The sequence below is a fragment of the Halomonas sp. genome (assembly GCF_034520545.1).
GTDB lineage: Bacteria > Pseudomonadota > Gammaproteobacteria > Pseudomonadales > Halomonadaceae > Halomonas.
Genome location: NZ_JAXHNN010000008.1, coordinates 1 through 23923, shown reverse-complemented (window position 1 = coordinate 23923; position 23923 = coordinate 1). Strand labels below are relative to the sequence as shown.

General features: G+C 65.3%; 21 protein-coding genes and 1 riboswitch. Of the genes, 8 read left to right on the top strand and 13 right to left on the bottom strand.

Translation table 11 applies throughout. From position 1 onward, the window contains the following. Positions 1–43 precede the first annotated feature (43 nt). Positions 44–165: riboswitch (TPP riboswitch) on the bottom strand. Between the two features lie 76 nt (positions 166–241). Further along, positions 242–547, bottom strand: coding sequence for a hypothetical protein (locus U5L98_RS04765; RefSeq protein ID WP_322557200.1), 306 nt, complete (start codon positions 545–547; stop codon positions 242–244). A gap of 264 nt (positions 548–811) precedes the next feature. Then, on the bottom strand, positions 812–1732 hold the full coding sequence (gene argF / locus U5L98_RS04760; RefSeq protein WP_322557199.1) for an ornithine carbamoyltransferase: 921 nt from the start codon (positions 1730–1732) through the stop codon (positions 812–814). Positions 1733–1924: 192 nt separating this feature from the next. On the opposite strand from argF, the gene U5L98_RS04755 reads away from it, so the two are divergent. After that, on the top strand, positions 1925–2269 hold the full coding sequence (locus U5L98_RS04755) for a Grx4 family monothiol glutaredoxin (RefSeq protein ID WP_322557198.1): 345 nt from the start codon (positions 1925–1927) through the stop codon (positions 2267–2269). A 145-nt stretch (positions 2270–2414) separates the two neighbouring features. Here the strand turns inward: U5L98_RS04755 and rnt are convergent, their stop codons facing one another. Continuing rightward, entirely contained in the window at positions 2415–3077 is a 663-nt protein-coding gene (gene rnt, locus U5L98_RS04750; RefSeq protein ID WP_322557197.1) for a ribonuclease T, read from the bottom strand. A 142-nt stretch (positions 3078–3219) separates the two neighbouring features. Between rnt and U5L98_RS04745 the strand changes: the two genes are divergently transcribed. From U5L98_RS04745 to U5L98_RS04735, 3 genes are all read left to right on the top strand, one after another. Then, entirely contained in the window at positions 3220–4437 is a 1218-nt protein-coding gene (locus tag U5L98_RS04745) for an argininosuccinate synthase (RefSeq protein WP_322557196.1), read from the top strand. 94 nt (positions 4438–4531) lie between these two features. Further along, entirely contained in the window at positions 4532–4837 is a 306-nt protein-coding gene (locus U5L98_RS04740) for an HlyU family transcriptional regulator (protein WP_322557195.1), read from the top strand. Positions 4838–4890: 53 nt separating this feature from the next. Further along, positions 4891–6018: a DUF294 nucleotidyltransferase-like domain-containing protein gene (locus tag U5L98_RS04735; protein ID WP_322557194.1), complete on the top strand. Its 1128-nt coding sequence runs from the start codon at positions 4891–4893 to the stop codon at positions 6016–6018. A 114-nt stretch (positions 6019–6132) separates the two neighbouring features. Here U5L98_RS04735 and U5L98_RS04730 read toward each other — a convergent pair whose 3' ends face one another. From U5L98_RS04730 to U5L98_RS04715, 4 genes are read right to left on the bottom strand one after another with little or no spacing between them, the layout of a single operon-like run. Beyond that, complete coding sequence (locus tag U5L98_RS04730) at positions 6133–8868, bottom strand: sensor histidine kinase (protein ID WP_322557193.1); 2736 nt, start codon at positions 8866–8868, stop codon at positions 6133–6135. Between the two features lie 23 nt (positions 8869–8891). Next, the gene (locus U5L98_RS04725; RefSeq protein WP_322557192.1) at positions 8892–9086 is read right to left on the bottom strand and encodes a hypothetical protein; all 195 of its coding nucleotides are present in this window, start codon (positions 9084–9086) and stop codon (positions 8892–8894) included. Then, a complete protein-coding gene (locus U5L98_RS04720; protein WP_322557191.1) occupies positions 9083–11152 on the bottom strand; it encodes an exonuclease domain-containing protein in 2070 nt (689 codons plus the stop codon). Before U5L98_RS04720 ends, U5L98_RS04725 begins: the two co-directional genes overlap by 4 nt. Then, positions 11152–11523, bottom strand: coding sequence for a response regulator transcription factor (locus tag U5L98_RS04715; RefSeq protein ID WP_322557190.1), 372 nt, complete (start codon positions 11521–11523; stop codon positions 11152–11154). Before U5L98_RS04715 ends, U5L98_RS04720 begins: the two co-directional genes overlap by 1 nt. A gap of 162 nt (positions 11524–11685) precedes the next feature. Here U5L98_RS04715 and U5L98_RS04710 point away from each other — a divergent pair, with 162 nt between their 5' ends. Continuing rightward, positions 11686–12363 (top strand): glutathione S-transferase, encoded by a 678-nt coding sequence (locus tag U5L98_RS04710; RefSeq protein WP_322557189.1) that lies wholly within the window; start codon positions 11686–11688, stop codon positions 12361–12363. Positions 12364–12396: 33 nt separating this feature from the next. Here the strand turns inward: U5L98_RS04710 and U5L98_RS04705 are convergent, their stop codons facing one another. The 6 genes from U5L98_RS04705 to U5L98_RS04680 all read right to left on the bottom strand — a co-directional run bounded on the left by U5L98_RS04705 (position 12397) and on the right by U5L98_RS04680 (position 17511). After that, positions 12397–12672 carry a hypothetical protein gene (locus tag U5L98_RS04705; RefSeq protein ID WP_322557188.1) on the bottom strand — a complete coding sequence of 92 codons (276 nt, stop codon included), beginning with the start codon at positions 12670–12672 and terminating at the stop codon, positions 12397–12399. A 66-nt stretch (positions 12673–12738) separates the two neighbouring features. Continuing rightward, the gene (locus U5L98_RS04700; protein WP_322557187.1) at positions 12739–13494 is read right to left on the bottom strand and encodes a YdcF family protein; all 756 of its coding nucleotides are present in this window, start codon (positions 13492–13494) and stop codon (positions 12739–12741) included. Between the two features lie 114 nt (positions 13495–13608). Next, on the bottom strand, positions 13609–14244 hold the full coding sequence (gene nth / locus U5L98_RS04695; RefSeq protein ID WP_322557186.1) for an endonuclease III: 636 nt from the start codon (positions 14242–14244) through the stop codon (positions 13609–13611). A 7-nt stretch (positions 14245–14251) separates the two neighbouring features. Then, positions 14252–15052: an RnfABCDGE type electron transport complex subunit B gene (locus U5L98_RS04690; RefSeq protein ID WP_322557185.1), complete on the bottom strand. Its 801-nt coding sequence runs from the start codon at positions 15050–15052 to the stop codon at positions 14252–14254. 9 nt (positions 15053–15061) lie between these two features. Continuing rightward, positions 15062–17104: a methionine--tRNA ligase gene (metG, locus tag U5L98_RS04685; protein ID WP_322557242.1), complete on the bottom strand. Its 2043-nt coding sequence runs from the start codon at positions 17102–17104 to the stop codon at positions 15062–15064. A 125-nt stretch (positions 17105–17229) separates the two neighbouring features. Then, entirely contained in the window at positions 17230–17511 is a 282-nt protein-coding gene (locus U5L98_RS04680; RefSeq protein ID WP_322557184.1) for a hypothetical protein, read from the bottom strand. 428 nt (positions 17512–17939) lie between these two features. Here U5L98_RS04680 and U5L98_RS04675 point away from each other — a divergent pair, with 428 nt between their 5' ends. From U5L98_RS04675 to U5L98_RS04665, 3 genes are all read left to right on the top strand, one after another. After that, on the top strand, positions 17940–20165 hold the full coding sequence (locus U5L98_RS04675) for a TolC family outer membrane protein (RefSeq protein ID WP_322557183.1): 2226 nt from the start codon (positions 17940–17942) through the stop codon (positions 20163–20165). An 89-nt stretch (positions 20166–20254) separates the two neighbouring features. Next, complete coding sequence (locus U5L98_RS04670) at positions 20255–22426, top strand: type I secretion system permease/ATPase (RefSeq protein WP_322557182.1); 2172 nt, start codon at positions 20255–20257, stop codon at positions 22424–22426. Next, on the top strand, positions 22426–23856 hold the full coding sequence (locus tag U5L98_RS04665; RefSeq protein ID WP_322557181.1) for an HlyD family type I secretion periplasmic adaptor subunit: 1431 nt from the start codon (positions 22426–22428) through the stop codon (positions 23854–23856). Before U5L98_RS04670 ends, U5L98_RS04665 begins: the two co-directional genes overlap by 1 nt. The last annotated feature ends 67 nt before the right edge of the window (positions 23857–23923 follow it).

The window sequence follows — 23923 nt, the reverse complement described above, 5'->3', positions numbered from 1 at the left end:
GAGACATGGCTGATCAGGCGGGATGGCGGGAGGAGGCGAGCAGGTGTGGCACGCGCTTGTTCCCTCCGCAGGCATCAACCTGATCAGGTTCAACGGGTTCGGCCGTACCGATCTCAGCCCCCGTGTACGACGCATTGGCGTACCGGGGCTCCCCGACAAGTCCTGCCAACATAACCAAAGATGCCCGGGCACGCAATCTCGTCGCGTGTCCGGGCATTTCGGGAATGGCGTCCGGTTTGGCTCAGGCGCAGTCGGCGGCGCCTTCGCCGAACATGTCGAAAAGCAGTTCGCGGCCCAGGTCTGTCAGCACGAAGTGCTGGTAATCGTTCCAGGTGGCGGCCTGGCTGGTCTCGAGGATCTGCTGGCAGCGCTTCCAGTCACTTTCCGCAGCTTCCAGCGCCTTCAGCTCGCTGTGGTCGAGGCCGCGGTGCGGAACGGTGACCGTTTCCAGCGCATGCCCTTGGCGAAAGAGCAGGGCGGCCATGGTGGAGAGGCACTGGCGCAGGCTGCGTTCCATGCCGGTGGTGCTGGGGGTGTCGTGTGTCATGCTGCGCATCTCCTATATGGGCTATGCTGCAGTGCATTATACACACGACGAAGGTCTATGTCATACCAAGGTCTAAAAGGTCTAGGGCAAACGCTGATAGCAAATTGCTCGGAGCTGTTCCGTCGGCAGGACTGCGAGGAGGCGCTATGAATACCTCCATGTACGCTACCGACGCCATCCCTGGCGTAGGACCTCCTCTTCGGCCTGCCCCCGGCGCTCCTCGCTTGAGACAACTGCGATAGCCCTGCTAAGAGGCCGTCTCCCTTAGCTTTCCACACGCCCCAGCAGCAGGAATTCGATCAGTGCCTTCTGGGCATGCAGGCGGTTGCCGGCCTCCTGCCAGACCACGGCGCGCGGGTCATCGAGCAGCGTGGTGCTGATCTCCTCGCCGCGGTGAGCCGGCAGGCAGTGCAGGAAGAGCACGTCGTCCTTCGCACGGTCGAGCATCGCCTCGCTCACCTGGAAGCCGGCGAAATCCGCCTCGCGCCTGGCCTGCTCCTCCTCCTGGCCCATGGAGGCCCAGACGTCGGTGGTGACGAGGTCGACGTCCGTCACGGCCTGCAGAGGGTCGCGGAGGATGGTCACCCGCTCGCCGGCGGCCGCGAGGATATCCTGGCGCGGCTCGTAGCCTTCCGGACAGCAGATGCGCAGTTGGAAATCGAACTGGCGGGCGGCGTTGATCCAGGAGTGGCACATGTTGTTGCCATCGCCGATCCACACCGCGGTGCGGCCCTTGACGTTGCCGCGCAGCTCGGTCCAGGTCATCACGTCGGCGAGCAGCTGGCAGGGGTGGTAGTCGTCGGTGAGGGCGTTGATCACCGGCACCGAGCTGGCGGCGGCGTACTCCTCGAGGCTGGCGTGGGAAAAGGTGCGGATCATCACCGCATCGACCATCTCCGCGAGCACCCGCGCGGTATCGCCGATGGGTTCGCCACGGCCGAGCTGGGTGTCGCGGGGCGAGAGAAACAGCGCATGCCCGCCGAATTGCGCCATGGCCGTCTCGAAGGAGACTCGGGTGCGGGTCGAGGACTTCTCGAAGATCATCGCCAGGGTGCGGTTGGCGAAGGGCGTGTAGGTTGGCCCGTGGGTCTTCAGGCCATTCTTGATCGAGATGGCGCGCTGGATCAGGTAGCGCAGCTCGTCGGAACTCAGATCAAGCAGGGTGAGGAAATGGCGAGTGGCCATGGTATCGCTCCACGGGAAAAAACGACCATCCTAGCCAGGCCAAGGGGGATGCGCAACGCGTTCGTCATCAGTAGAATGGCCACTATTCATAAGGCCGACCAGCATACTCGGGTATTCCCCGCACGCCGGACGGCTTCGATCTATCGAGGCTCGGTCTACCGAGACCCGGACAAACGAGAAAAGGGAGATGTCATGAGCACCACCGTCGAGAACATCGAGCGCCAGATCGGCGAGAACCCCATCCTGATCTACATGAAGGGCACTCCTCAGCTGCCGCAGTGCGGCTTCTCCGCCCAGACCGTCCAGGCCCTGATGGCCTGCGGCGAGCGCTTCGCCTTCGTCAACGTCCTGGACAACCCGGACATCCGTGCCGAGCTGCCCAAGGTGGCCAACTGGCCGACCTTCCCGCAGCTGTGGGTCGACGGCGAGCTGGTCGGCGGCTGCGACATCGTGGTCGAGATGCACCAGAACGGCGAGCTGGAAAAGCTGGTCAAGGAGACCGCCGCCAAGCATAAGGATGATCAGCCCGAGGGCTGAAGCCTGAAGAGCGGCGCTACGCGCCTGGAAGCTTGAAGCTGGAAGGGTAGTCATCTGGGGTCAGACCCTTAAGTAGACTTTGGAGCTCCGCTCCAAAGTCTACTTAAGGGTCTGACCCCGTTTGCTGTGACCCCGTTTGCTCTTGCTACTCCTCCATCCCCTGCTCCTTCTGGGCCAGGGCCCAGCCGCCCAGGTCCTTGTAGCGGTTGACCATGGCGCAGAACAGCTCGGCGGTGCGTTCGGTGTCGTAGCGCGCCGAGTGGGCAGCTTGGTTGTCGAATTCGATGCCGGCGGCCCGGCAGGCCCGGGCCAGCACGGTCTGGCCATAGATCAGGCCGCCGAGCGATGCCGTGTCGAAGCTCGAGAAGGGGTGGAAGGGGTTGCGCTTGATGCCGCAGCGGTTGACCGCGGCGTTGAGAAAGCCGTGGTCGAAGGCGGCATTGTGGCCGACCAGCACGGCCCGGGTGCAGCCATGGGCCTTGATGGACTTGCGAACCGGGCGGAAGATCTCGCCGAGTGCCTCGGCCTCGCTGACGGCGACCTGGCGGCGCAGAGGGTCATCGAGGCGGATGCCGGTGAAGTCCAGCGCCGACTGCTCCACGTTGGCTCCCTCGAAGGGCGTAACGTGGTAGGCATAGGTGGCGTCGGGGATCAGGTTGCCCTCCGGATCCATGGTCAGCGTGACCGCGGCGATCTCCAGGATCGCGTCGCCCTCGGGGTTGAAGCCTCCGGTTTCCAGGTCCACCACCACGGGCAGGAAGCTGCGGAATCGCTGCGCCATGAGTTCACGGGCGATCGCCTCGCTCATGCACCTCTCCTTGTCTGGGCCATCTGTCTCGAAACCGCGAAAGTCTAGCAGCTTGCCTTCGGCGAGTCGCGTCGCCGGTATTCGCTGCAGGCTCGGCGCGCTATAATCGGCGTCTTTGCGAACTTACGAAAGGAGCCTCAGCATGTCCGATGTCAAGAAGGTCGTGCTCGCCTATTCCGGCGGCCTGGACACGTCCGTCATCGTCAAGTGGTTGCAGGAAAGCTATGACTGCGAGGTCGTGACCTTCACCGCCGACATCGGCCAGGGCGAGGAGGTCGAGCCGGCCCGTGCCAAGGCCGAGGCGCTGGGCGTCAAGGAGATCCACATCGAGGATCTGCGCGAAGAGTTCGTGCGCGACTACGTCTATCCGATGTTCCGGGCCAACACCATCTATGAGGGCGAGTACCTGCTCGGTACTTCCATTGCCCGTCCGCTGATTGCCCGTCGCCTGATCGAGATCGCCAATCAGACGGGCGCCGACGCCATCTCCCACGGGGCCACCGGCAAGGGTAATGATCAGGTGCGCTTCGAGCTCGGTGCCTATGCACTGAAGCCTGGCGTCAAGGTTATTGCGCCGTGGCGCGAGTGGGATCTCACCTCCCGCGAGAAGCTGATGGCCTACTGCCAGCAGCACGACATCCCGGTGGACTTCTCATCCAAGAAGAAGTCGCCGTACTCCATGGATGCCAACCTGCTGCACATCTCCTACGAGGGCGGCATTCTCGAGGACCCCTGGGCCGAGGCCGAGGAGGACATGTGGCGCTGGAGCGTATCGCCGGAAGCCGCGCCAGACACCCCCACCTACATCGAACTGACCTACGAGAAGGGCGATATCGTGGCCATCGACGGCGTGCCGATGAGGCCCCACGAGGTGCTCGAGAAGCTCAACCAACTGGGTGGCGACAACGGCATCGGTCGCCTCGACATCGTCGAGAACCGCTATGTGGGCATGAAGTCCCGCGGCTGCTACGAGACGCCGGGGGGCACCATCATGCTGCGTGCCCATCGTGCCATCGAGTCGCTGACGCTGGACCGCGAGGAGGCCCACCTCAAGGACGAGCTGATGCCCAAGTACGCCGAGGTGATCTACAACGGCTACTGGTGGAGCCCGGAGCGTCGCATGCTGCAGGCGGCCATCGACGAGACCCAGGAGAACGTCTCCGGTGTGGTGCGCATGAAGCTCTACAAGGGCAATGCCATCGTGGCGGGCCGCCGCTCCGACCAGTCGCTCTTTGACGAGTCCATTGCTACCTTCGAGGACGATGCCGGCGCCTACGACCAGAAGGATGCCGAGGGCTTCATCAAGCTCAACGCCCTGCGCCTGCGCATCGCCGCCGGCAAGGGTCGCAAGCAGGACTGAGCCAGACGCTCACGCCTGACATTCATGGCTTCCTCGACGCCGGCTTGCCGCCGGCGTCGTCGTATCGAGCCCTACCACTTGCGAGGACAGCACGATGTTCAAGAAACTGTTTTCCGGCCTGCTTGGCGGTGACGATGGCAAGTCCGGCAACGCTGCCGCCGCCGACCCTGTGGAGTACAAGGGCTATCTCATTATCTCCGAACCCGCCGACCAGTACCGCGTCAGCGGCTGGATCCGCAAGCCGCTGCCCGCCGCCGACGGCGAGGAGGGCCAGATGCTCGAGCATCGCTTCGAGCGCTCCGACATGCTGCCTGGTCGTGAGGCCTGTGACGCCCTGATGGTCAGCAAGGCGCAGCGTTATATCGATCAGATCGGCGACGAGATGTTCTCGCCTCGTTGAGGCTCGCCTTATACTTCAGGACATGCCGATCCGTTATGTGATCCGGAGTCTCCATGCGCCTGCTGCACCGACCTTCCCCCTGGCGAGCACTCTTCGCCGCTGACGCGCCGCCCGATCCCAGTGGCTGGCCGTCGTTGCTGGAACCGTTGCGCCAGGCGCTGGTGAGTCTGGGACCCGCGCCCGACCTGGCCGAGGCCCATGCCTGGCAGGGCCAGCTGGTGGACGCCCTGGCTCGGCTCGACCTGCCGGCCTGGCGAATCAGCCAGCTGATCAGTGACCACAACGACTGGCTCTACCGACGCGCCATCGAGCTTTCCCTGGGAGAGATGCGGGGTCAGGGCTGGGGAGTGCCGCCGGTCGCCTTCTGCGTGCTGACCCTCGGGTCCGGGGCGCGCCACGAGAGCCTGCTGGCGCCGGACCAGGACAACGCCATGATCATCGCCGACTATCCCGACGACCGGCATACCGAGATCGATGGCTACTTTCAGTCTCTTGGCGAGCGTTTCACCGAACGCCTCGACGCAGCCGGGATTCCGCTCTGTCAGGGTCATGTCATGGCGCGCTGGCCGATGTGGCGTAAGCGCCTCTCGGAGTGGTGCGCACAGCTCGAGATCTGGACCGCGGAGCGCCGTGTCAAGCGCGTCCAGCAGGCCAACATCCTGCTCGACTTCCATCCCGTCTTTGGCGAGAGCTCGCTGGCCGAGGCCCTGACAGAGCGAGTGGCCAGCCTTATGCCGGGCTCCAGCCTCTTCCTCGACGAGATGGCCAGCCTGCTCGATGAGCTGCCGGTGGCCCTGGATCGGCTTGGCCGGCTCAGCGGTGTCAGCGAGGACGCGCCCCATGAGCGAGTCATCAATCTCAAGCATCAGGGGATGTTGCCGCTGGTCAATACAGTGCGCCTACTGGCACTGCGCCAGGGGGTGCGTTCGCCGGATACCCGTTCGCGGCTGGTGACGCTGGTGATGCAGGAAGTGCTCAGCCCCGAGCGTGCTCGGGCCCTGACGGGGGCGTTCGAGCGGTTGCAGGCGCTGATGCTCGATGAGCAGCGCCTGGCCCTGACCGAGGGGCGCATCCCGGATGGCTGGGTGGATATCGCCCGCCTGGGCGAGGATCAGCGTCTGCTGCTGCGTCACGACCTGTTGCAGATTCGTCGTCTGATGCGCCGTGCGCGAAGGTCGTGAAAGCCTTCGTCGTTTGGGATCGTCGTTTGGGGTTAGACCCTTAGGGCGACTCAGGCTTCCAGACCTCGGAGCCTCGAGTTCCCTCAGGTGACCCGATGGTACCCCGATGGTACCTTAAGTCTCCTTCGGCGCTTCGGGCAGTTCCATCACCAGGCAGGCGCCGCCCAGGTTTGGCGCCTCCTCGACCCACAGTCGTCCGCCCAGGTGGGCGACGATACCGCGGCTGATGGGCAAGCCCAGCCCGCTGCCGCGCGGGCGGCCGCGGGCCTCGCCACCGTCCTGTTGCTGGATCTGGTGGAATTTCTCGAAGACCCGCTCGCGTTCATCCTCGGCGATGCCGGTGCCGTTGTCTTCCACGGCGAGACGATAGTTGTGCTTGTAGCGCTCGAGACGCAGCAGCACCTTCGGGTCATCGTCGGCGGCAAACTTGCCGGCGTTGTCGAGCAGGTTGATGATCACCTGTTCCAGGCGGTCCGGGTCACCGATGACCATCGCCGTCTCGGGCGTGATCTCGACCTCCAGGCTCACCCCACGCTTTTCCTGCGGCCGGTGCACCGCATCCACGCTGTGACGGGCCAGGGCGACCAGATCCAGGCGCTGGGGCTCCAGGGTCAGGCGGCCGCTCTCGAGCCTCGCCAGGTCGAGGATCTCCTCGATCAGCCTCGAGAGCCGCTGGCTCTCGCGCACCACCACGTCGAGGAAGTGGCGGCGCTTCTCGTCGGGCAGGTCGTCGCTGTCGCGCAGGATCTCCGCAAAGGCGCGGATCGAGGTGAGGGGCGTGCGCAACTCGTGGCTGACCATGGCCACGAACTCGTCCTTGAGGCGGTCCAGCTCGCGCAGGCGTTCATTGGCCGCACGCAGTTCCTCGCTGGCGCGCGCCAGCTCGTTGGACTTCTGCTCCAGGCGACGGTTGACCTCCAGGGTCTCGGAGGTGGTGTCGAGGATGCTGAGGATCGATTCGAGGTTCAGGGCCTCACCGCGTACCACCGAGTCGATCAGCACCCGGGCCGACGCGCTGCCCAGTGAACCGGCCAGGGCCTGTTCGGCGCGGGCGGTCAACTCCGGTGGCGCGGGCTGGCTGTCGTCGGCGGCTTCGTCGGGGTGGGCGGCGAAGACCCGAGCGCTGGCGGCGCCCCCCAGGTAGCGGTCGAGCAGGGCGCGTAGTTCGCCGCGCGTGGTCTGGCCCTGCCACAGCGAGGTCTCCATCAGGCCCGGGTGCATGGCCTCGGTGAACAGCGCCGCCTGGGTCTGCTCCAAAGGAGACTGGCGGGTGAACAGCGAAATGCCCACCAGCAGGCCGGCATTGGCGGCCAGGCTCCACAGCAGCGAGTGAGTGTAGATGTCCCAGCCCTCGAGGCCGAACAGCGCATAGGGCCGCAGCCAGGCGAGGCCCCAGGGGCCCTGGGCGAGGAAACCGGCATCCAGCCAGCCCGACTGGGCAAAGCCCGGGATCAGCAGGGTCCAGGCCCAAATGACAAAGCCCGCGATCATGCCCAGCCCGGCCCCGAGGCGGTTGGCACCGCGCCAGTACATGCCGATCAGCAGCGCCGGGGCGAACTGGCAGGCGGCGGCGAAGGAAACCAGGCCGATGGTCACCAGGCTATAGGCGTCGCCGATCAGCGCATGGTAAAGGTAGCCGAGCAGCAGGATCATCAGGATCGCCACCCGGCGGATGCGCAGCAGCCAGCCGGCGAGCTCGCCCCGGATGCTCAGGTGGAGATGCCGCGAGCGCAGCAGCAGCGGCATCACCAGCTGGTTGCTGACCATGGTGGAAAGCGCGATGGTCTCGACGATCATCATGCCGGTGGCGGCCGAGAGCCCGCCGATGAAGACCAGCAGCGGCAGCCCCGTCTGGTCAGCATGCAGCGGCAGGGTGAGCACGAAACTGTCCGGGTCGCTGCTGACGTCGCCCAGCAGCAATCCGGCCATGGCGATGGGGATCACGAAGAGGTTGATCACCAGCAGATAGAGCGGGAAGAGCCAGCTGGCGCGCTTGAGGTGGCGCTCGTCGACGTTCTCGACCACCAGCACCTGGAACTGTCGCGGCAGGGTCAGAAAGGCCAGGAAGGCCAGCACCAGCATGCCCACCCAGCCCAGGGTACCGCCGGGGACTGCTTCCAAGCTCATCAGTCGACTGAGTTCGGGCCTGGCGACGACCTGGGCGAACAGGTCCGCCGGGCCGTTGAAAAGCACGAAGACGGTGAAGACCCCGACCGTGAGGAAGGCCACCATCTTGACCAGCGACTCGAAGGCGATGGCCGCCACCATGCCCTCATGGCGCTCGCTGGCGTCCAGATGACGGGTGCCGAAAAGGATGATGAACACCGCCAGTACTAGGGCCACCCAGAAGGATTTGTCGGCCCAGAAGCTCTCGTCGGCCAGGCGCAGCTCGGCGGCCTCGGGATAGTTGACCAGCACCGCGTGACTTACGGTGATGGCCTTCAGCTGCAGGGCGATATAGGGGGTGATGCCGATCAGCGCGATCAGCGCTACCAGGGCCCCCAGGCTCGAGCTCTTGCCGTAGCGGGCGCTGATGAAGTCGGCGATGGAGGTGATGCGCTGAGCGCTGGCGATGCGCACCATCTTGCGAATCACGAAGGGGGCCATCAGCATCGCCAGGGTAGGCCCCAGATAGATCAGCAGGAAGCTGGGGCCGGACTGGGCCGCGCGTCCCACGCTGCCGTAGAAGGTCCACGCCGTGCAGTAGACGGCAATGGAGAGCGCATAGACGGTGGGCGAGCCGATCAATGAACGGCCCTGTTCGGCGCGGCGATCCCCCCAGGCGGCGATCACGAAGAGCAGCGCCAGATAACCGAAGGCCACCGTGAGGACCACGAAACTGCTTCTCATGGCGTCTCATCCTGCATCCGATGTCACTCCTTGTGGCGGCGTTCCATCAGCCAGGCCATCAGGGCGATTACCACCCCCCAGGCCAGGAACAGGTAGACCACCAGCGAGCCTGGCCCCGCCGAGGCACGCTCGGCGATCAGCAGCAGGGGCGGAGTGAACAGCAGGGCCGCCAGCACGATCAGTGCGACCAGGCGCTCCTTCAGGCGTGGCGTGTTCACGAGGCGTAGGCGTCCTCCTTGTCGAAGGCGCTGGCCTGCAGCGCCAGCGCCTGCTCCAGGGTCTCGACGCCGCGCGCCTCCAGCCGGGGCAGCAGCGAGAGCCACAGCTCCGCGGTGACTCGCGCATCGCCCAGGGCGGTATGGCGGGTGCCGGGCGGAAAGCTGAGGTCATAGCGGTCGGCCAGGCTGTCCAGGTCGTGGCCGTCGAGGCTTTCGTCGAGTGCCCGCGACAGCAGCAGGGTATCGAGTACCGGCATGTCGAAGTCGACGCCGCCGCCGGGCGGCTGGATGGCCAGCAGGTCGAAGGCGGCGTTGTGGGCCAGGATCACCGCCTCGCCGATGTAGTCGCGAAAACGCGGCAGGGCGACGTTGAGTGGTGGGGCCCCGGCCACGTCGTCATCGGTGATGCCATGGATGGCGGTGCTGGCGGGGGGAATGGGCCGCTCCGGGTCGACCTTCAGGTCGAAGATGTCGCTGGCCAGCAGCCGCGCATTGACGATGCGGCAGGCGCCGATGCTGACCACGGTGTCACCGCGGCGTAGCTCCAGTCCGGTGGTCTCGGTGTCGAAGGACACGATCTCCAGGGTCCTCAGGGGGCGGGCCGCCAGCTCGGCATCCGGTGACGGCATCTCGGCGATGCCGAAATCGTGAAATTCGGGACGCGGCGGGGTGCGTGGATGCGGCGCGCCGACGCGTTCGGTGGCCGGCAGCGGCAGGCGCAGCCGGGCATGTTCGCCGTCCTCGTCGGCGAGACTCCAGGCGTCGCTGGTGTGCTGACGCAGCACATCGGCGACCCGCGGCGCCAGGGGCAGGGCATCCAGCCGTTCGGTGCGCCACTCGTCGAGTCCCTTCTCGCCCAATGGGCGCCCCCGCCAGATGAGGTCGAGATAGACGCGACGATTGCCCAGGCAGACTTCGCCTTCCAGTTCGCTGTGGCCCGAATGGGCCGACAGCCGCGGAAGCAGCGAATCCAGCAGCGCCAGCAGGGCCGGGGCATCGCCCTTCAGCCAGGCAGGCATGCCGATGGGGATGACGCGCAGGGACTCGCTCTCCTGGCGCTCGCTGAGGGCCGACCAGAGGTCGTTGGACCACAGCGGGACCAGGCGCTCGCCCTCGCGATGCATGTCTTCCATCAGCCGGCCCATGCGTTCGAGCTGGCCGGCCAGGGCGCGACTCTCTTCGTCGATCACCGCCTCCAGCCGCTGACCGAGTTCTCCGGTCGCGGCGTCGTCGCGCACGCCGACCAGCGCATCGGCGGCGCTGGTCAGGCTGGCGCTGTGGCGGCGCAGTACCGGCAGCATCTCGGCGATGTCGGCGCGGGCGCCCATCTCGCTGGTCCAGGCCGCCGTGGTGTCGGTCAGGGTCAGCAGGGTCTCGTGGTTGCTGTCGGGGACGCGACGCAGTATCACATGCAGCCAGCGTTCGTTGCAGGGGACCAGGATCTCTCGCGGGGCCCCGTCATCGGGCAGTTGGCTCAGCGCATCCTGAAGGCTGGAGATCGGCAGCAAGGTGTCGAGACGCTTGCCGAGCCCCAGGCCGGGATGGCCGTCGAACAGCGTCTCGGCGGCCTGGTTGAAGAGCAGCAACCGGCGATGGTGATCGCAGAGCAGTAGCGGGGTGTCGAGCACCTGGAGCAGGGTCTCGAGCTCCTGGCGAATGCGGGCGGCACTGCGCGCGCCCTCGGCATGGGCCGTGGCCAGGCGCTCGCGGTCGGCCCGCCAGGCCTCGCGAACACGCATGAGGTCGGGACCGAGCCCGCGCAGCCAGCCCTCGGGCGGATAATCCTGGCGGGCATCCGGATTGGCCACCAGACGGGCCAGCTGCACCTGAAGATGGCGCAGCGGGGTGAATAGCTGACGCTCGAGCAGCAGGCCGACCAGGAAGATGGTGCCGCCACCGGAGAAGCAGCCCAGCCACAGAAACAGGCGCGACATGCCCTCGAGCCCTACAAGACCGTCCAGCCAGAGGGCGAAGACAGCACCACCGAAGATACTGATACCGCTGAGCAGCAGCCAGAGGCCGATCAGCCGTTGGCGACGAGGCAGGCGGGAACCACGTGTGACCATCAGGACACCTCGGCGAGCAGCGTCTTGACCTTCTCGACCAGTGCCTGGGTCGAGAAGGGCTTGGTGATGTAGTCGTCGGCGCCCAGGGCCAGGCCCTTCTCGCGCTCCACCTCGCGTCCGTGGGCCGTGAGCATGATGATCGGCAGCTTGGCATGAGCGGGGTCACCCCGCAGCCGCTCGAGGACGTCGAAGCCACTGATGCCGGGCAGGCTGATATCCAGCAGGACCAGATCCGGGGGGGATGCCTCTATGCTGGCCAGGGCACTCTCGCCATCCTCGGCGGTGTCGACCTGGAAGCCGGCCTGTTGCATCAGAAATTCCAGGGACAGAATGATGTTGGCTTCGTCGTCCACCACCAGCACCTTGGACATGGTGCCCTCCTATGATTGTGCGGTCTTTTTATGCAGGGTTACCGATCAGTCTAGTGGCAGGCCGGGCGGTGGCAAAGACGACCTTGGCAGGAGTCGAGGGAATTGGCGTGCTAGGGTGCGGGAGTCGCCCCCGATGGCCGGGGGTCCAACGAGGAGGACGGCATGATCAAGGTCCATCATCTGGAGAATTCCCGCTCTCAGCGAATCCTGTGGCTGCTGGAGGAGCTCGGTGTCGACTACGAGGTCATCACCTATCCCCGCGATCCCAGCACGATGCTGGCGCCTGCATCGCTCCGCGAGATTCATCCGCTGGGCAAGTCTCCGGTGATCAGTGACGAGACGCGGGACGGTCGAGTCGTGGCGGAATCCGGGGCGATCGTCGAGTACCTGATCGAGCGTTACGATGCACAGGGCCATCTGGTGCCGCCGGTGGGCAGTGACTCCCGTGAGCGCTACCGTTTCTGGCTGCACCATGCCGAAGGCTCTGCCATGCCGCCGCTAGTGATGCGTCTGGTGTTTTCATCGCTCGGCAAGCCTCCGGTGCCGGCGCTGGCCAGGCCCCTGGGCCGGGTTTTCGCACGCGGGGTGGAGAAGCAGTTGCTGGGGCCACAGATCCGCCAGCTGACCGACTACTGGGAAGCCGAGCTCGGGCGTGATATCTGGTTTGCCGGGGAGGCGTTCACTGCGGCCGATATCCAGATGAGCTTTCCGCTGCTCGCTCTGGAAAACGGCGGAGCCCTGTCAGGATATCCCAGGCTCAAGGGCTTCCTGGCGGCCTGCCGCGAGCGCCCTGCCTATCGCCGTGCCGTAGAGAAGGGCGGTGAGTTCTCGCTGGGGTGACGTAGGCGATGTTGGCTGACGCAAGCGAGGTACTTATTTCTGCTGCCGCTCGAGTTTGCGCCTCGGCCCCAGCGGCCCCAGCCACAGCCAGATCTGCAGGATCACCAGCACCGGCAGCCACCAGGCGGGCGCGCCGGTCACCCGGTTGAGCAACAGATGGATGAAGAAGGCCGTGATGCCGGCGACAAGACCCACCAACGGGAAGAGTAGCGGGCGTTCGCGGCCGGGCCAGCGCGTCAGCCGGCAAAGCGTGCCGATGAGGGTGCCGAAGGTAGCGGTCAGCAACAGGGGAATCAGCAGATCAAGCATGTCGAGCCTCGTAGAGAAAGGACCAGCCTAGCGCTTTTCAGTAGCGGTGGCGCTTCGACCTTGGCGTCAGTCACCGCGGCGCAGCAGCTGGTTGCGTAGTGCCAGTTCGGCCCGTCCCAGCCACTCGTGCAGGGCGCGGGTGCTCTGGTGGAGGTGGTAGGCGCGGGGGATCCAGGCGTGAATGCCCGGCGGGGGGGCGTTCGCGAACTCGGTCGGCGCGGCCGTGACGGACAGCCCGACGCGCTCGAACTCCGCCATCGCCCTCGGCAGATGCCAGGCCTGGGAGACCAGGGCGACATGCTCGATACCTTCGGCTCCCAGCATCTCGGCGGTGTAGCGAGCATTCTCGGCGGTGCTGCTGCTGCGTCCCTCCATCCAGCGTACGGGCACCTCGAATACCTCGCGAAGCGCCGCCGCCATCAAGCTCGCTTCGGCGCTGTGCTCGTCGTGCACGCGGCCGCCGCTGACCAGGATCGGCAGCCGGGTCTCGCGGTGCAGGTGGGCGCCATAGGCCAGTCGACGCCAGCTGGCATTGGACGGGGCATCGCCCCAGCCGAATTCCGGGGAGGCAGGATCGCGTCCGCCTCCGAGGATCACGATGGCCTGGGCCTGGCGCAGTTGGCCGGGGCCGGCAAGGGCGGGAGGCTCGAGCCCCTGGCGCAGGGCGTGGCTGACCAGCGGGGTGGAAAAGGCTAGCAGGCTGGCTAGCCCCAGAGTGATCAGCAGGCCGCCGGTCAGATAACGGGCGCCAAGGGCGAGGCCGGCGAGGATCAGCAGGGCATTGATAACGGGCGGCAGCAGAAGATACTTCAGCGCTTCCATGGGCGGCTCTCGTTGGCGGTCATGCTGCCAGTGAACCAGCCGGCGAGCACTTGTGCCAGCCGGGACGCGTCAGGAGCCGTGTGCGGTGTCGCCATCGGCTGAGGTAAGCCCTTGTCATAACGCCGTCTTCTCGGGGTACTCGCAAAGATCCTCGATGATGCAGCTGCCACAGCGGGGTTTGCGTGCCAGGCAGGTGTAGCGCCCGTGAAGGATCAGCCAGTGGTGGGCATCCTGGCGAAACTCCTTGGGTACTTGGCGCAGCAGCTTCTTCTCGACCTCGACCACGTCCTTGCCTTTGGCGATTCCGGTACGGTTGGCCACACGGAAGATATGGGTATCCACGGCGATGGTGGGCTGACCGAAGGCGGTGTTGAGGATGACGTTCGCGGTCTTGCGGCCTACGCCCGGCAGGGCCTCGAGGGCCTTGCGGGTGCGGGGGACCTCGCCGCCGTACTGCTCGACCAGGATCCGGCAGGTCTTCATCAGGTTCTCGGCCTTGGTGTTGTAGAGGCCGATGGTGCGGATGTGCTCCTTGAGGCCGTCGATCCCCAGCTCGAGGATCGCCTGTGGCGTGTTGGCCACGGGGAACAGCCGGGCGGTGGCCTTGTTCACCCCTACGTCCGTGGCCTGAGCCGAGAGCAGCACGGCGGTGAGCAGCTCGAAGGGGGTGGTCCAGTGCAGCTCGGTAGTCGGCTCCGGGGTGTGGTCGCGCAGCCGCGCGAAGATCTCGTGGCGTTTCTGGGCGTTCATGCTCGACTCAGGGGGATGAGGCGTGATGGAGGGCGGCTCGAGCGTCGTTGAGGAGACGGCTGGCGCTGTTGAACTGTCCCTGGGCCGCCTCAATCGCGCTGGCATCGCCCAGGCGCTCGGCGTGGGCCAGCTGCTGCCTAGCCCGGCGCAGGGCCTGTTCGGCTGCTTTGACAGCCATCTTTCGCTGGCGCTGCGGATTGGGGCCGCCTGCGCTGCTCGAGCCCGGTTGCTGGCGCAGGCGAATCAACCGCTTCTGGCGATCCATGCGCTTCTCCCGTGCCTGGCGGGCCAGGCGGCGGCTGCGCGCCTCGAAGCGCTGGCGACCGAGTTCGGCGCGGCGTGCCAGGTAGGCGTCGCGCTCCTTGTCGGTTTCGGCGGCCTCCCAGGCGGGATGCGGCAACAGGTCGATGCAGTCCACGGGGCAGGGTGCCACGCACAGCTCACAACCGGTGCATTCATCCACGATGACCGTGTGCATGCGCTTGGAGGCCCCGAGGATGGCGTCCACCGGGCAGGCCTGGATGCACTTGGTGCAGCCGATGCACTCGGCCTCGCGAATCCAGGCCACCAGCGGTGACTGGGCGGGTTCGGCCAGGGGCAGCGCGGGACGGCCGGTCACTGCGGCGAGCCGCTCGACGGTGCGCTGGCCACCTGGCGGGCAGCGGTTGATGGCTTCACCCTCGGCAATGGCCTCGGCATAGGGGCGACAGCCGGGCTGGCCGCACTTGCCGCACTGGGTCTGCGGCAGCTCGGCATCGATGGCATCGATAAGCGTGGCCCGGGATTTGTTGGCGTCGGGTTGCGTCACGGCGGCGGCTCAGCGCACCCGCTGGCCCGGTTCCGCTCCGGAATCAGGGCTTAGCAGGTAGATGCCGTCGTCGTCGCCGGCGGCGAGCACCATGCCCTCGGAAACGCCGAAGCGCATTTTGCGCGGTGCCAGGTTGGCGACCATCACCGTCACTCGGCCCTCCAGGGCCTCCGGCGCATAGGCGGCGCGGATGCCGGCGAAGACGGTGCGGGTCTCGCCGCCCAGGTCGAGGGTCAGCTTGAGCAGCTTGTCGGCCTTCTCGACATACTCCGCCCGGGCGATGCGGACGATGCGCAGATCGACCTTGGCGAAATCGTCGAAGCTTATCTCGTCGGCGATGGGCTCCTCGGCCAGCGGTCCCTTCGCGGTTTCCTTGAGTTTCTGTTCTTCCACCAGATCCTCCTTCGATGCCGCCATCATGGCATCGATCTTGTCCAGCTCCACGCGAGTCATCAGCGGTTGGAACTTGGCGATCTCATGATCCACCAGCAGCGTGTGGCGGCTGTGCCAGTCGAGGGTATCGAGCCCGAGAAACGCGCGGGCCTGTTCGGCCATGGCCGGCACCACCGGCGCCAGGTAGACCATCAGTTGGCGGAACAGGTTGATGCCCACCGAGCAGATTTCCAGAACCTCCTGCTCGCGGCCCGGCTGCTTGACTAGCACCCAGGGCTCGGCCTCGGCGATGTAGGTGTTGGCCTCGTCGGCCAGCTCCATCACGCGGCGCATGGCGCGGCCGAATTCGCGGGCCTCGAAGTCATCGGCGATGGCGTCACCGGCGGCGATGAAGCGTGCCACCCTCTCGGGTTCGCTGCAGTGGCCGGCGAGGCGACCGCCGCCGAGCTTCTTGACGAAGCCGGCGCAGCGGCTGGCGATGTTGACCACCTTGCCGACCAGGTCGCTGTTCACCCGGGCCGCGAAGTCCTCGAGGTTGAGGTCCAGGTCGTCGACCCCCGAGGTCAGCTTGGCGGCGAAGTAGTAGCGCAGGTATTCCGGGTTGAGGTGGTCGGCGTAGGTCGCGGCCTTGATGAAGGTGCCGCGGGACTTCGACATCTTGGCGCCGTTCACCGTGACGAAGCCGTGGCAATTGACCGCACTGGGCGTGCGGAAATCGGCGCCATGCAGCATGGCCGGCCAGAACAGGGCATGGAAGTAGACGATGTCCTTGCCGATGAAGTGGTAGACCTCGGCGTCGGAGTCGGGTGCCCAGTAGCTGTCGAAGTCCATCCCCTGGCGGTCGCAGAGGTTCTGGAAGCTGGCGAGATAGCCGATCGGCGCGTCGAGCCAGACGTAGAAGTACTTGCCCGGCGCATCGGGAATCTCGAAGCCGAAGTAGGGCGCGTCGCGGGAGATGTCCCACTCGTTGAAGCCCGACTCGAACCACTCCATCAGCTTGTTGCGGATCTGCGGCTGGACGTGGTCATCGTCGATCCACGCCTTCAGGAAATCGGCGAAGTCCGGCAGCTTGAAGAAGTAGTGGGTGGAGCTTCTCACCTCGGGTGCGGCGCCGGAGATCGCCGACACCGGGTCGATCAGCTCCGCCGGCGTGTAGGTGGTCCCGCAGGCCTCGCAGTTGTCGCCGTACTGGTCTTCGGCCCTGCACTTCGGGCAGGTGCCCTTGATGAAGCGGTCGGCCAGGAACAGGCCCTTCACCGGATCGAACATCTGCTCGATGTCGCGGGTGGCGATATGCCCCTTGTCACGCAAGCGGGTGTAGATCAGCTCGCTGAAGTGGCGGTTCTCCGGAGAGTGGGTCGAGTGATAGTTGTCGAAGGCCACGCCGAAGCGCGAGAAGTCGGTCTGGTGGTCGCGGGAGACGCGTTCGATCAGCGCCTCGGAAGTAATGCCCTCCTGCTCCGCACGCAGCATGATCGCCGTGCCGTGGGCGTCGTCGGCGCAAACGTAGTGGCACTCATGCCCGCGGCTCTTCTGGAAGCGCACCCAGATGTCGGTCTGGATGTACTCCAGAAGGTGGCCCAGGTGGATGGCGCCGTTGGCGTAGGGCAGGGCGCTGGTGACCAGGATCTTGCGCGGAGGGCGTGCGGTGTTCGACATGTCGTCACTGGGTATCCCGTTGAAAATCAGGCCACGATTGTAGCCACCTTCGCGCATGACTGCATCTCGCGCCCGGGTACGACGCCCGGGTACGAGTTGGGGCGCCTACGGCTAGCGCTAGGACGTCAGTAGAGCGCCTGCTCCTCCATGACCACTTCCTTGAGCAGTTCCAGGAAGAGCCTGTCGGCCTCCGAGTGCTCCTGGGGGTCCTCGGGGATGTGCACGCTGGTGGTATCGGAGATCTCGTTGGCGATCCGTGCCATCACGCTCCCCTCGCCGGGCTCGCCGAGCTGGCGGCGGGTGATATCCAGTGACTGCTCGAGGATCTTCGGGTCCTGCAGAAGTTTCTTGATGAAGCCCCGCAACTCATTGATCACGCGGGTCTTCTGGATTTCCGATGAGGCCATGACGTTCTCCTTGAGGTGACCATACCGTTTCGCGGAGACGATACCACGTTTGTCGGCGCGCGTGGCTTGCCGATGGAAGTGCCGTCGCGCCGGATATGGTGCCCCCTGTCGGCATTGTCCTAAATCAAGCGTCGGTAATCTCTTGCCCGCTATGCCTGTATCGACACTGGACAAAATCTCGTATTCGGTTACGCTGAATTACAAAGCGACACATCATGAAATGGCATGAGGTGTCTGACGCTTTCGACCGACCCTGAGTCAGGTTGATGGGTTGCTTCAGTGTGGTCGCTAAGGAAGTCGGGAAGGGAAGCGCCATGGGTCTGCCTCGTCACCCAATGGGACCCGCTCAATAACAAGAAAATCATCAAACTTCCGGGAGGCCTGATCGTTCAGAGACCAGGTCGCTTCCATCATGTAAGGGAACATCCATGAAATACATTACCGATCCCGTAGGCAGTACTCGTATTCGCCTTATTGCCGGCACCCTGGCCCTAGGGTCTTCATTGGCACTTTTACCGCTTGCTTCGGCCGTGGCTCAGTCGCTGCCGGCGGGTCTGTCGGCCCCGGGGAGTGCCGACCTTCGGCAGGTGGTCCAGCAGGCGATCTCGACCAATCCTGAAGTGCAGGCCGCCTGGAACGGCTTTCGCGCTTCCGGCAACGACATCGGGGTGGCTCGCGGCAACTATCTCCCCAGCGTCGATGTGTCGGCCGGCATCGGTGTGGAGGATCGTGAGCTCGATGCCCGCGGCAGCTACGACACCAACTATGCCGAACTGACCATCACCCAGATGCTCTGGGATGGTCTTGCCACCGCCAGCGAGGTCGAGCGACTCGACCGCGCCGAACTAGTTAGCTATTACGAACTACTGGGGGCCAGCGAGGAGATGGCGCTGGAGGCGACGCGGGCCTACCTGGACGTGCAGCGTTACCGTGAGCTGGTGCGCCTGGCCCAGGACAACTACCGCGAACACCTGCGTGTTTTCGACCAGATCGAGGAGCGAGTTCGTTCCGGGGCCGGCCGCGGCGTCGACCTGGAGCAGATCAGCGGTCGCCTGTCCCTCGCTGAATCCAATCTGATGACCGAGGCTTCCAATCTCCACGATGTGACCGCGCGCTATCAGCGCATCGTGGGCGATCTTCCGGCCAAGAACCTGGCCCCGGCCCCGGAGATGGACGATCGCCTGCCGGCAGATGTCGGTAAAGCGCTCGACCTGGCCTTCCAGGGCAATCCCGACTTTCATGCCGCTATAGAGAACATCGAGGCCTCCCGTGCTGAGCAGCGGGGTACACGCTCGGCCTTCCAGCCGCGGCTTGACCTGCGCGGCCGCACCGGCACCTACGAAAACAGTGACGGCAGCTATGACGTCATCGCCGATGGTGAACGCCGGGATCGCAGCAGCATCGAACTGGTGGCTAGCATGAACCTGTATCGCGGCGGCAGCGACCTGGCGTCCTTCCGCGCCGCGAGCGACCGGCTCGAGCGGGCCGTCAACCTGCGGGAGAAAGCCTGCGTCGACGTGCGACAGACCACTCAGATCGCCTACAACGATACCCAGCGCCTGCGTGAGCAGATGCAGTACCTCAACGGGCATCGTCAGTCCATTGATCGGGTTCGGGGTGCCTACCAGCAGCAGTTCGACATCGGTGAACGCACCCTGCTCGACCTTCTGGACAGCGAGAACGAGTATTTCGAGGCGAGCCGGGCCTATGTCAACGCCGAGTATGATGTCGCCACGGCCGATGCCCGAACCCTGGCCGCCATGGGACAGCTGATGCAGACGCTGGAGGTGCGGCGCGATGATATGCCGACCCTGGCTGAACTGGGCAGCAACGGCGTGGAGATCGATCCGGACGCGATTTGCCCGGCCCAGGGGCCCCGCGGCTTCACCCTCGATGATCTGGTGGGTAACGTTGAAGTTCCGCAGCGGGCGCCTGATGTAACGCTCTCAGCCGACACCTTATTCGAGATCAACAGTGCCGTGCTGAGCAGTGAGGCGCGTGCCGAGCTCGATGCTTTGATAGTGGATATCCAGCGTATCGACAACCTCGAGCGTGTCTTCATCGCCGGGCATGCCGACATCACCGGCAATGATGCGATCAATGACCCGCTCTCCCAGGCACGTGCCGATAGCGTGGCGAGCTACCTGGTCCGCCAGGGTGTCGCGCGTGGGCTGATCGAGACGCGGGGCTACGGTTCCCGGCAACCGGTGGCCAGCAATGCCACGGTAGAGGGGCGCCGCCTGAACCGTCGTGTCGAGGTGACCCTGGAGCGTGTCGGTGAAAACCTGGACCTTAGCGGACATGCCTTCGATGGCAACGACGCCTCGACAGTGATGGTCGACAACACACCATCGGTCTGGTCTCAGTCGCCAGGTGGCATCTATGCCGAGGTGGACGCTCGTATCGCCGAACCGGTGATACTGGCGCGCCAGGAGGGAACTTTCCTGCAAGTGGCGGCTCTGGAGAGCGAGGTGCGAGCCAGCGGCCTGGGCGAGCGTCTGGAAAGCGGGCTCGACCTTCCGGTCAGGCTGCAATCAGCCGGGTCTTTGCACCGTGTCCAGCTTGGCCCGATCGATAATCCCGCGCAGATACGAGACCTTCGGCAGCGCCTCGAGGCCATGGGTTATCACGGAAGCTACGCGGTGAGTAGCTGATTCTGATGTGGTATGCCGGCAGGTGTGGCCTGCCGGCATGACTCGCCTCGCCGTGACCGCGGCGGGGCGTCTTGATGTTCGAGGTGGCTGTGTCGCAGAGAGAAGATCTAGACCCGGGCCCGGGTTTCTCCCGGGCGGCGGTGCACGATGAGTTGCTCGAGTGCCTGCAGACCATTGCCCTCTACCATGACCGGGAGGCCACCGCCGAATCCCTCACCGCGGGCCTGCCGCTGGAGGAGGGCAAACTCACGCCTTCGGTGTTTCCTCGTGCAGCCACTCGGGCCGGGCTGAGCGCGCGTCTGGTCAAGGATCGTCTGGTGCAGCTCAACCCCGAGCTGTTTCCGGTGGTGGTGCTGCTCGAGCCGGGGCGCGCCTGCGTGCTGGTTGCCCTCGACGTAAAGGCGCGTCGGGCTCGGGTAATCTTCCCCGAGCTCGGCGATGCGGAGACCGAGGTGAGCCTGGATGGCCTGCAGTCCAGCTACAGCGGCCAGGCCATCTATGTGCGTCCGCGTTTCCGCTTCGATGCGCGCGGGCCCGAGATCAATCGGCAACGCTCGCGCCACTGGTTCTGGGGTGTGATTCGCGAAAATCGCAAGCTCTATCGTGATGTCATTGTCGGCTCGGTGATCATCAACCTCTTCGCGGTGGCGATGCCGCTGTTCGTGCTCAATGTCTACGATCGGGTGGTGCCCAACCACGCCACTGAGACGCTCTGGGTGCTCTCGGCGGGGATCTTCATCGTGCTCTGCTTTGATCTGGCCTTGCGACTGATGCGCAATGCCTTCGTCGACCTGGCCGCCAGCCGGGCTGACGTCAAGCTGTCGTCGTCGATCATGGCCCGGGTACTGGGGCTGCGCATGGAGGCACGGCCGACCTCCACCGGCTCGTTCTCGGCGACCCTGCAGTCCTTCGAGTCGGTGCGCGCCTTCATCGGCTCTGCCACGGTGGTGGCGCTGGTCGACCTGCCCTTCGTGCTGATGTTCGCCGGTATCATCGCGCTGATCGGCCCGCCGCTGGTGATTCCTGTGCTGGTGGGTATCGTCTTCGTACTGCTCTATGCCATGGCCGCCCAGAGCAAGCTCCATGAGCTCTCCGAGACCACCTGGCGGGTGGGCGCCCAGCGCAACGCCACCCTGGTCGAATCGATCTCGAACCTGGAGACGGTCAAGTCGCTACGAGCCGAGAGTCGCATCCAGGGCATCTGGGAAAAGGCCTCGGCCTTCCTGTCGCGCACCTCTGCCCAGTTGCGCCTGGTCAGCTCTTCGGTTTCCAGCGTGGCGCTCTGGGCGCAACACAGCGTGGCGGTGTGCGTGATCATCATCGGCGTCTACCAGATCATCGAGGGCAACCTGACCCAGGGCGGGCTGATCGCCGCTTATCTGCTGTCGTCGCGGGCCATGGCGCCGATCAGTCAGGCTGCCGCGCTGCTGGCGCAATACCACCAGTCTTCCACCGCCCTGGATTCTCTCAACGCCGTCATGGAGCGGCCGGTGGAGCGTCCCGAAGGCAAGGCCTTCGTCGACCGTCCGGTGATCCGTGGCGAGATCCGCTTCGACAAGGTGTCCCTCCGATATCCTGATGAAGAGCGAGATGTGCTGCGAGACATCAACCTCAAGATCGAGCCTGGTGAGAAGGTCGCGCTGCTGGGTCGAGTGGGCTGCGGCAAGTCGACACTCAACAAGTTGATGCTGGGGCTTTATCAGCCTACCGCAGGTGCCGTGATGGTGGATGGTGTGGATATCCGCCAGATCGACCCGCTCCAGCTGCGGCGTCATATCGGTTATGTGCCCCAGGATGTCAGCCTCTTCTATGGCACGCTGCGCGATAATATCGTCGCCGGTGGCGGCAGCGACGGGGTGGACGATGAAGCCCTGTTGCGCGCCATCGAGCTCGCTGGCCTGCAGGGGCTGGTCAACAGCCACCCGCACGGTGTCGACCTGTCGGTGGGTGAGCGAGGCCAGATGCTCTCCGGCGGCCAACGCCAGGCGGTAGCCATCGCCCGGGCGCTGATTCACGACCCGCAGATCCTGCTGCTGGACGAGCCCTCCAGCGCTATGGATCACGCCAGCGAGGAGACCTTCAAGGCCAACCTCAAGGCCTATGCGCACGGCAAGACGATGATCGTCGTTTCCCATCGCACCTCGCTGCTGTCACTGGTGGAACGTATCGTGGTCATCGATGCCGGCAAGGTGGTCGCCGATGGCCCGCGTGACAAGGTGGTCGAGGCGCTTCGCAAGGGCCAGATCGGGAGGGCCAGCTGATGGCAAGCCAGTCTCGCAAGAGTGCCGAGCAGCAAGGCTTCGAGGCTATCGGCCGCTTCTCCGAGGCCGGTGGCAAGCCGTTCCGTCCCTTCATGGACCGGCTGTTTGCCCGTCGTGTCTCGGCGGCCCACCTCAATCGCGACTGGGCCAGCGATGCCGATTGGGCTCGGTTGCAGCAGGACCCCCTGCGTGCCCGTGCTTTCCTCTATGTGGCAGTGTTGGCGGTGGCCGCCCTGATCATCTGGTCATATTTTGCGGCCATCGACGAGGTGACGCGCGGCACCGGCCGGGTGGTGCCCTCTAGCCAGCTGCAGCGAGTACAGACCTATGACGGTGGTGTAGTCCAGGAGATTCTGGTGCGCGAGGGGCAGATGGTCGAGCAGGGCGAGGTGCTGATGCGTATCGACCCGACCCGCTATGCGGCGACCTTCCGCGAGAACCGTGCCCAGGCTCAGGCGCTCGAAGCCAAGGCCGAGCGGCTTCGGGCCCTGGTCACCGATACTCCTTTCAGCCCCTCGGAGGAGCTGCGTGCCAATGCGCCGGACATCGTGGCCCAGGAGCGAGAAGTCTACGAGAGCTACCGCGAGGAATTACGCGAGCAGCAGAAGGTGCTGGAGGACCGCATCCGCCAGCGCGAGGAGGAGCTCAACGAGGCGAAGTCCAGGCGTGACACCGCCCAGCGTAATGCCAACATGATCAGCCGCGAGCTCAACCTTACCCGACCACTGCTGGACTCGGGGGCGGTGTCCGAGGTCGAAGTGTTACGTTTGCAGCGTCAGCTTTCTCAGGCGACCGGCGAGCGCAACCAGGCCGATTCAGCGGTGGCTCGCCTGGAAGCGGCCGTCGAAGAGGCCCGCAACCAGCTCAGTGAGCTCGGCGCCGAGCGTCGCAGCGACTGGCGAGACGACCTATCACAGACCCTGGGCGACCTTTCGGCGCTCGATGAATCCGGTGAAGGGCTCCAGGATCGCGTCCGGCTGGCCGAGATCCGCTCACCCGTGGACGGCGTGGTGCAGCGGCTGGCGATCAACACCATCGGTGGGGTAGCCCAGCAGGGCCAGGAGGTGGTGGACATCGTGCCCACCGACGACAAGCTGATGGTCGAGGCGCGGATCGCACCGCAGGATATCGCTTTCCTGCATCCCGGACAGCCGGCCACCATCAAGCTCACCGCCTACGACTATGCCATCTACGGCGGCCTCGAGGCCGAGCTAGATCACATCAGTGCCGACACCATCACTGACGATGAAGACAATACCTTCTACCTGGTGCGCGTGCAGACCGTGGAGGATCAGCAGATCGACAGTGACATCCAGGTGATCCCCGGCATGACGGCCCAGGTTGATATCATTACGGGCAAGCGCACCGTGATGCAGTACCTGCTCAAGCCCGTGCTGCGGGCCTGGGACAACTCCATGGGAGAACGCTGATGGCACAGCTTTTCGTCTACCAGGGAAAGGACGATATCCCCCGCTGGCGTGAGGCCTTCCCGAGGCC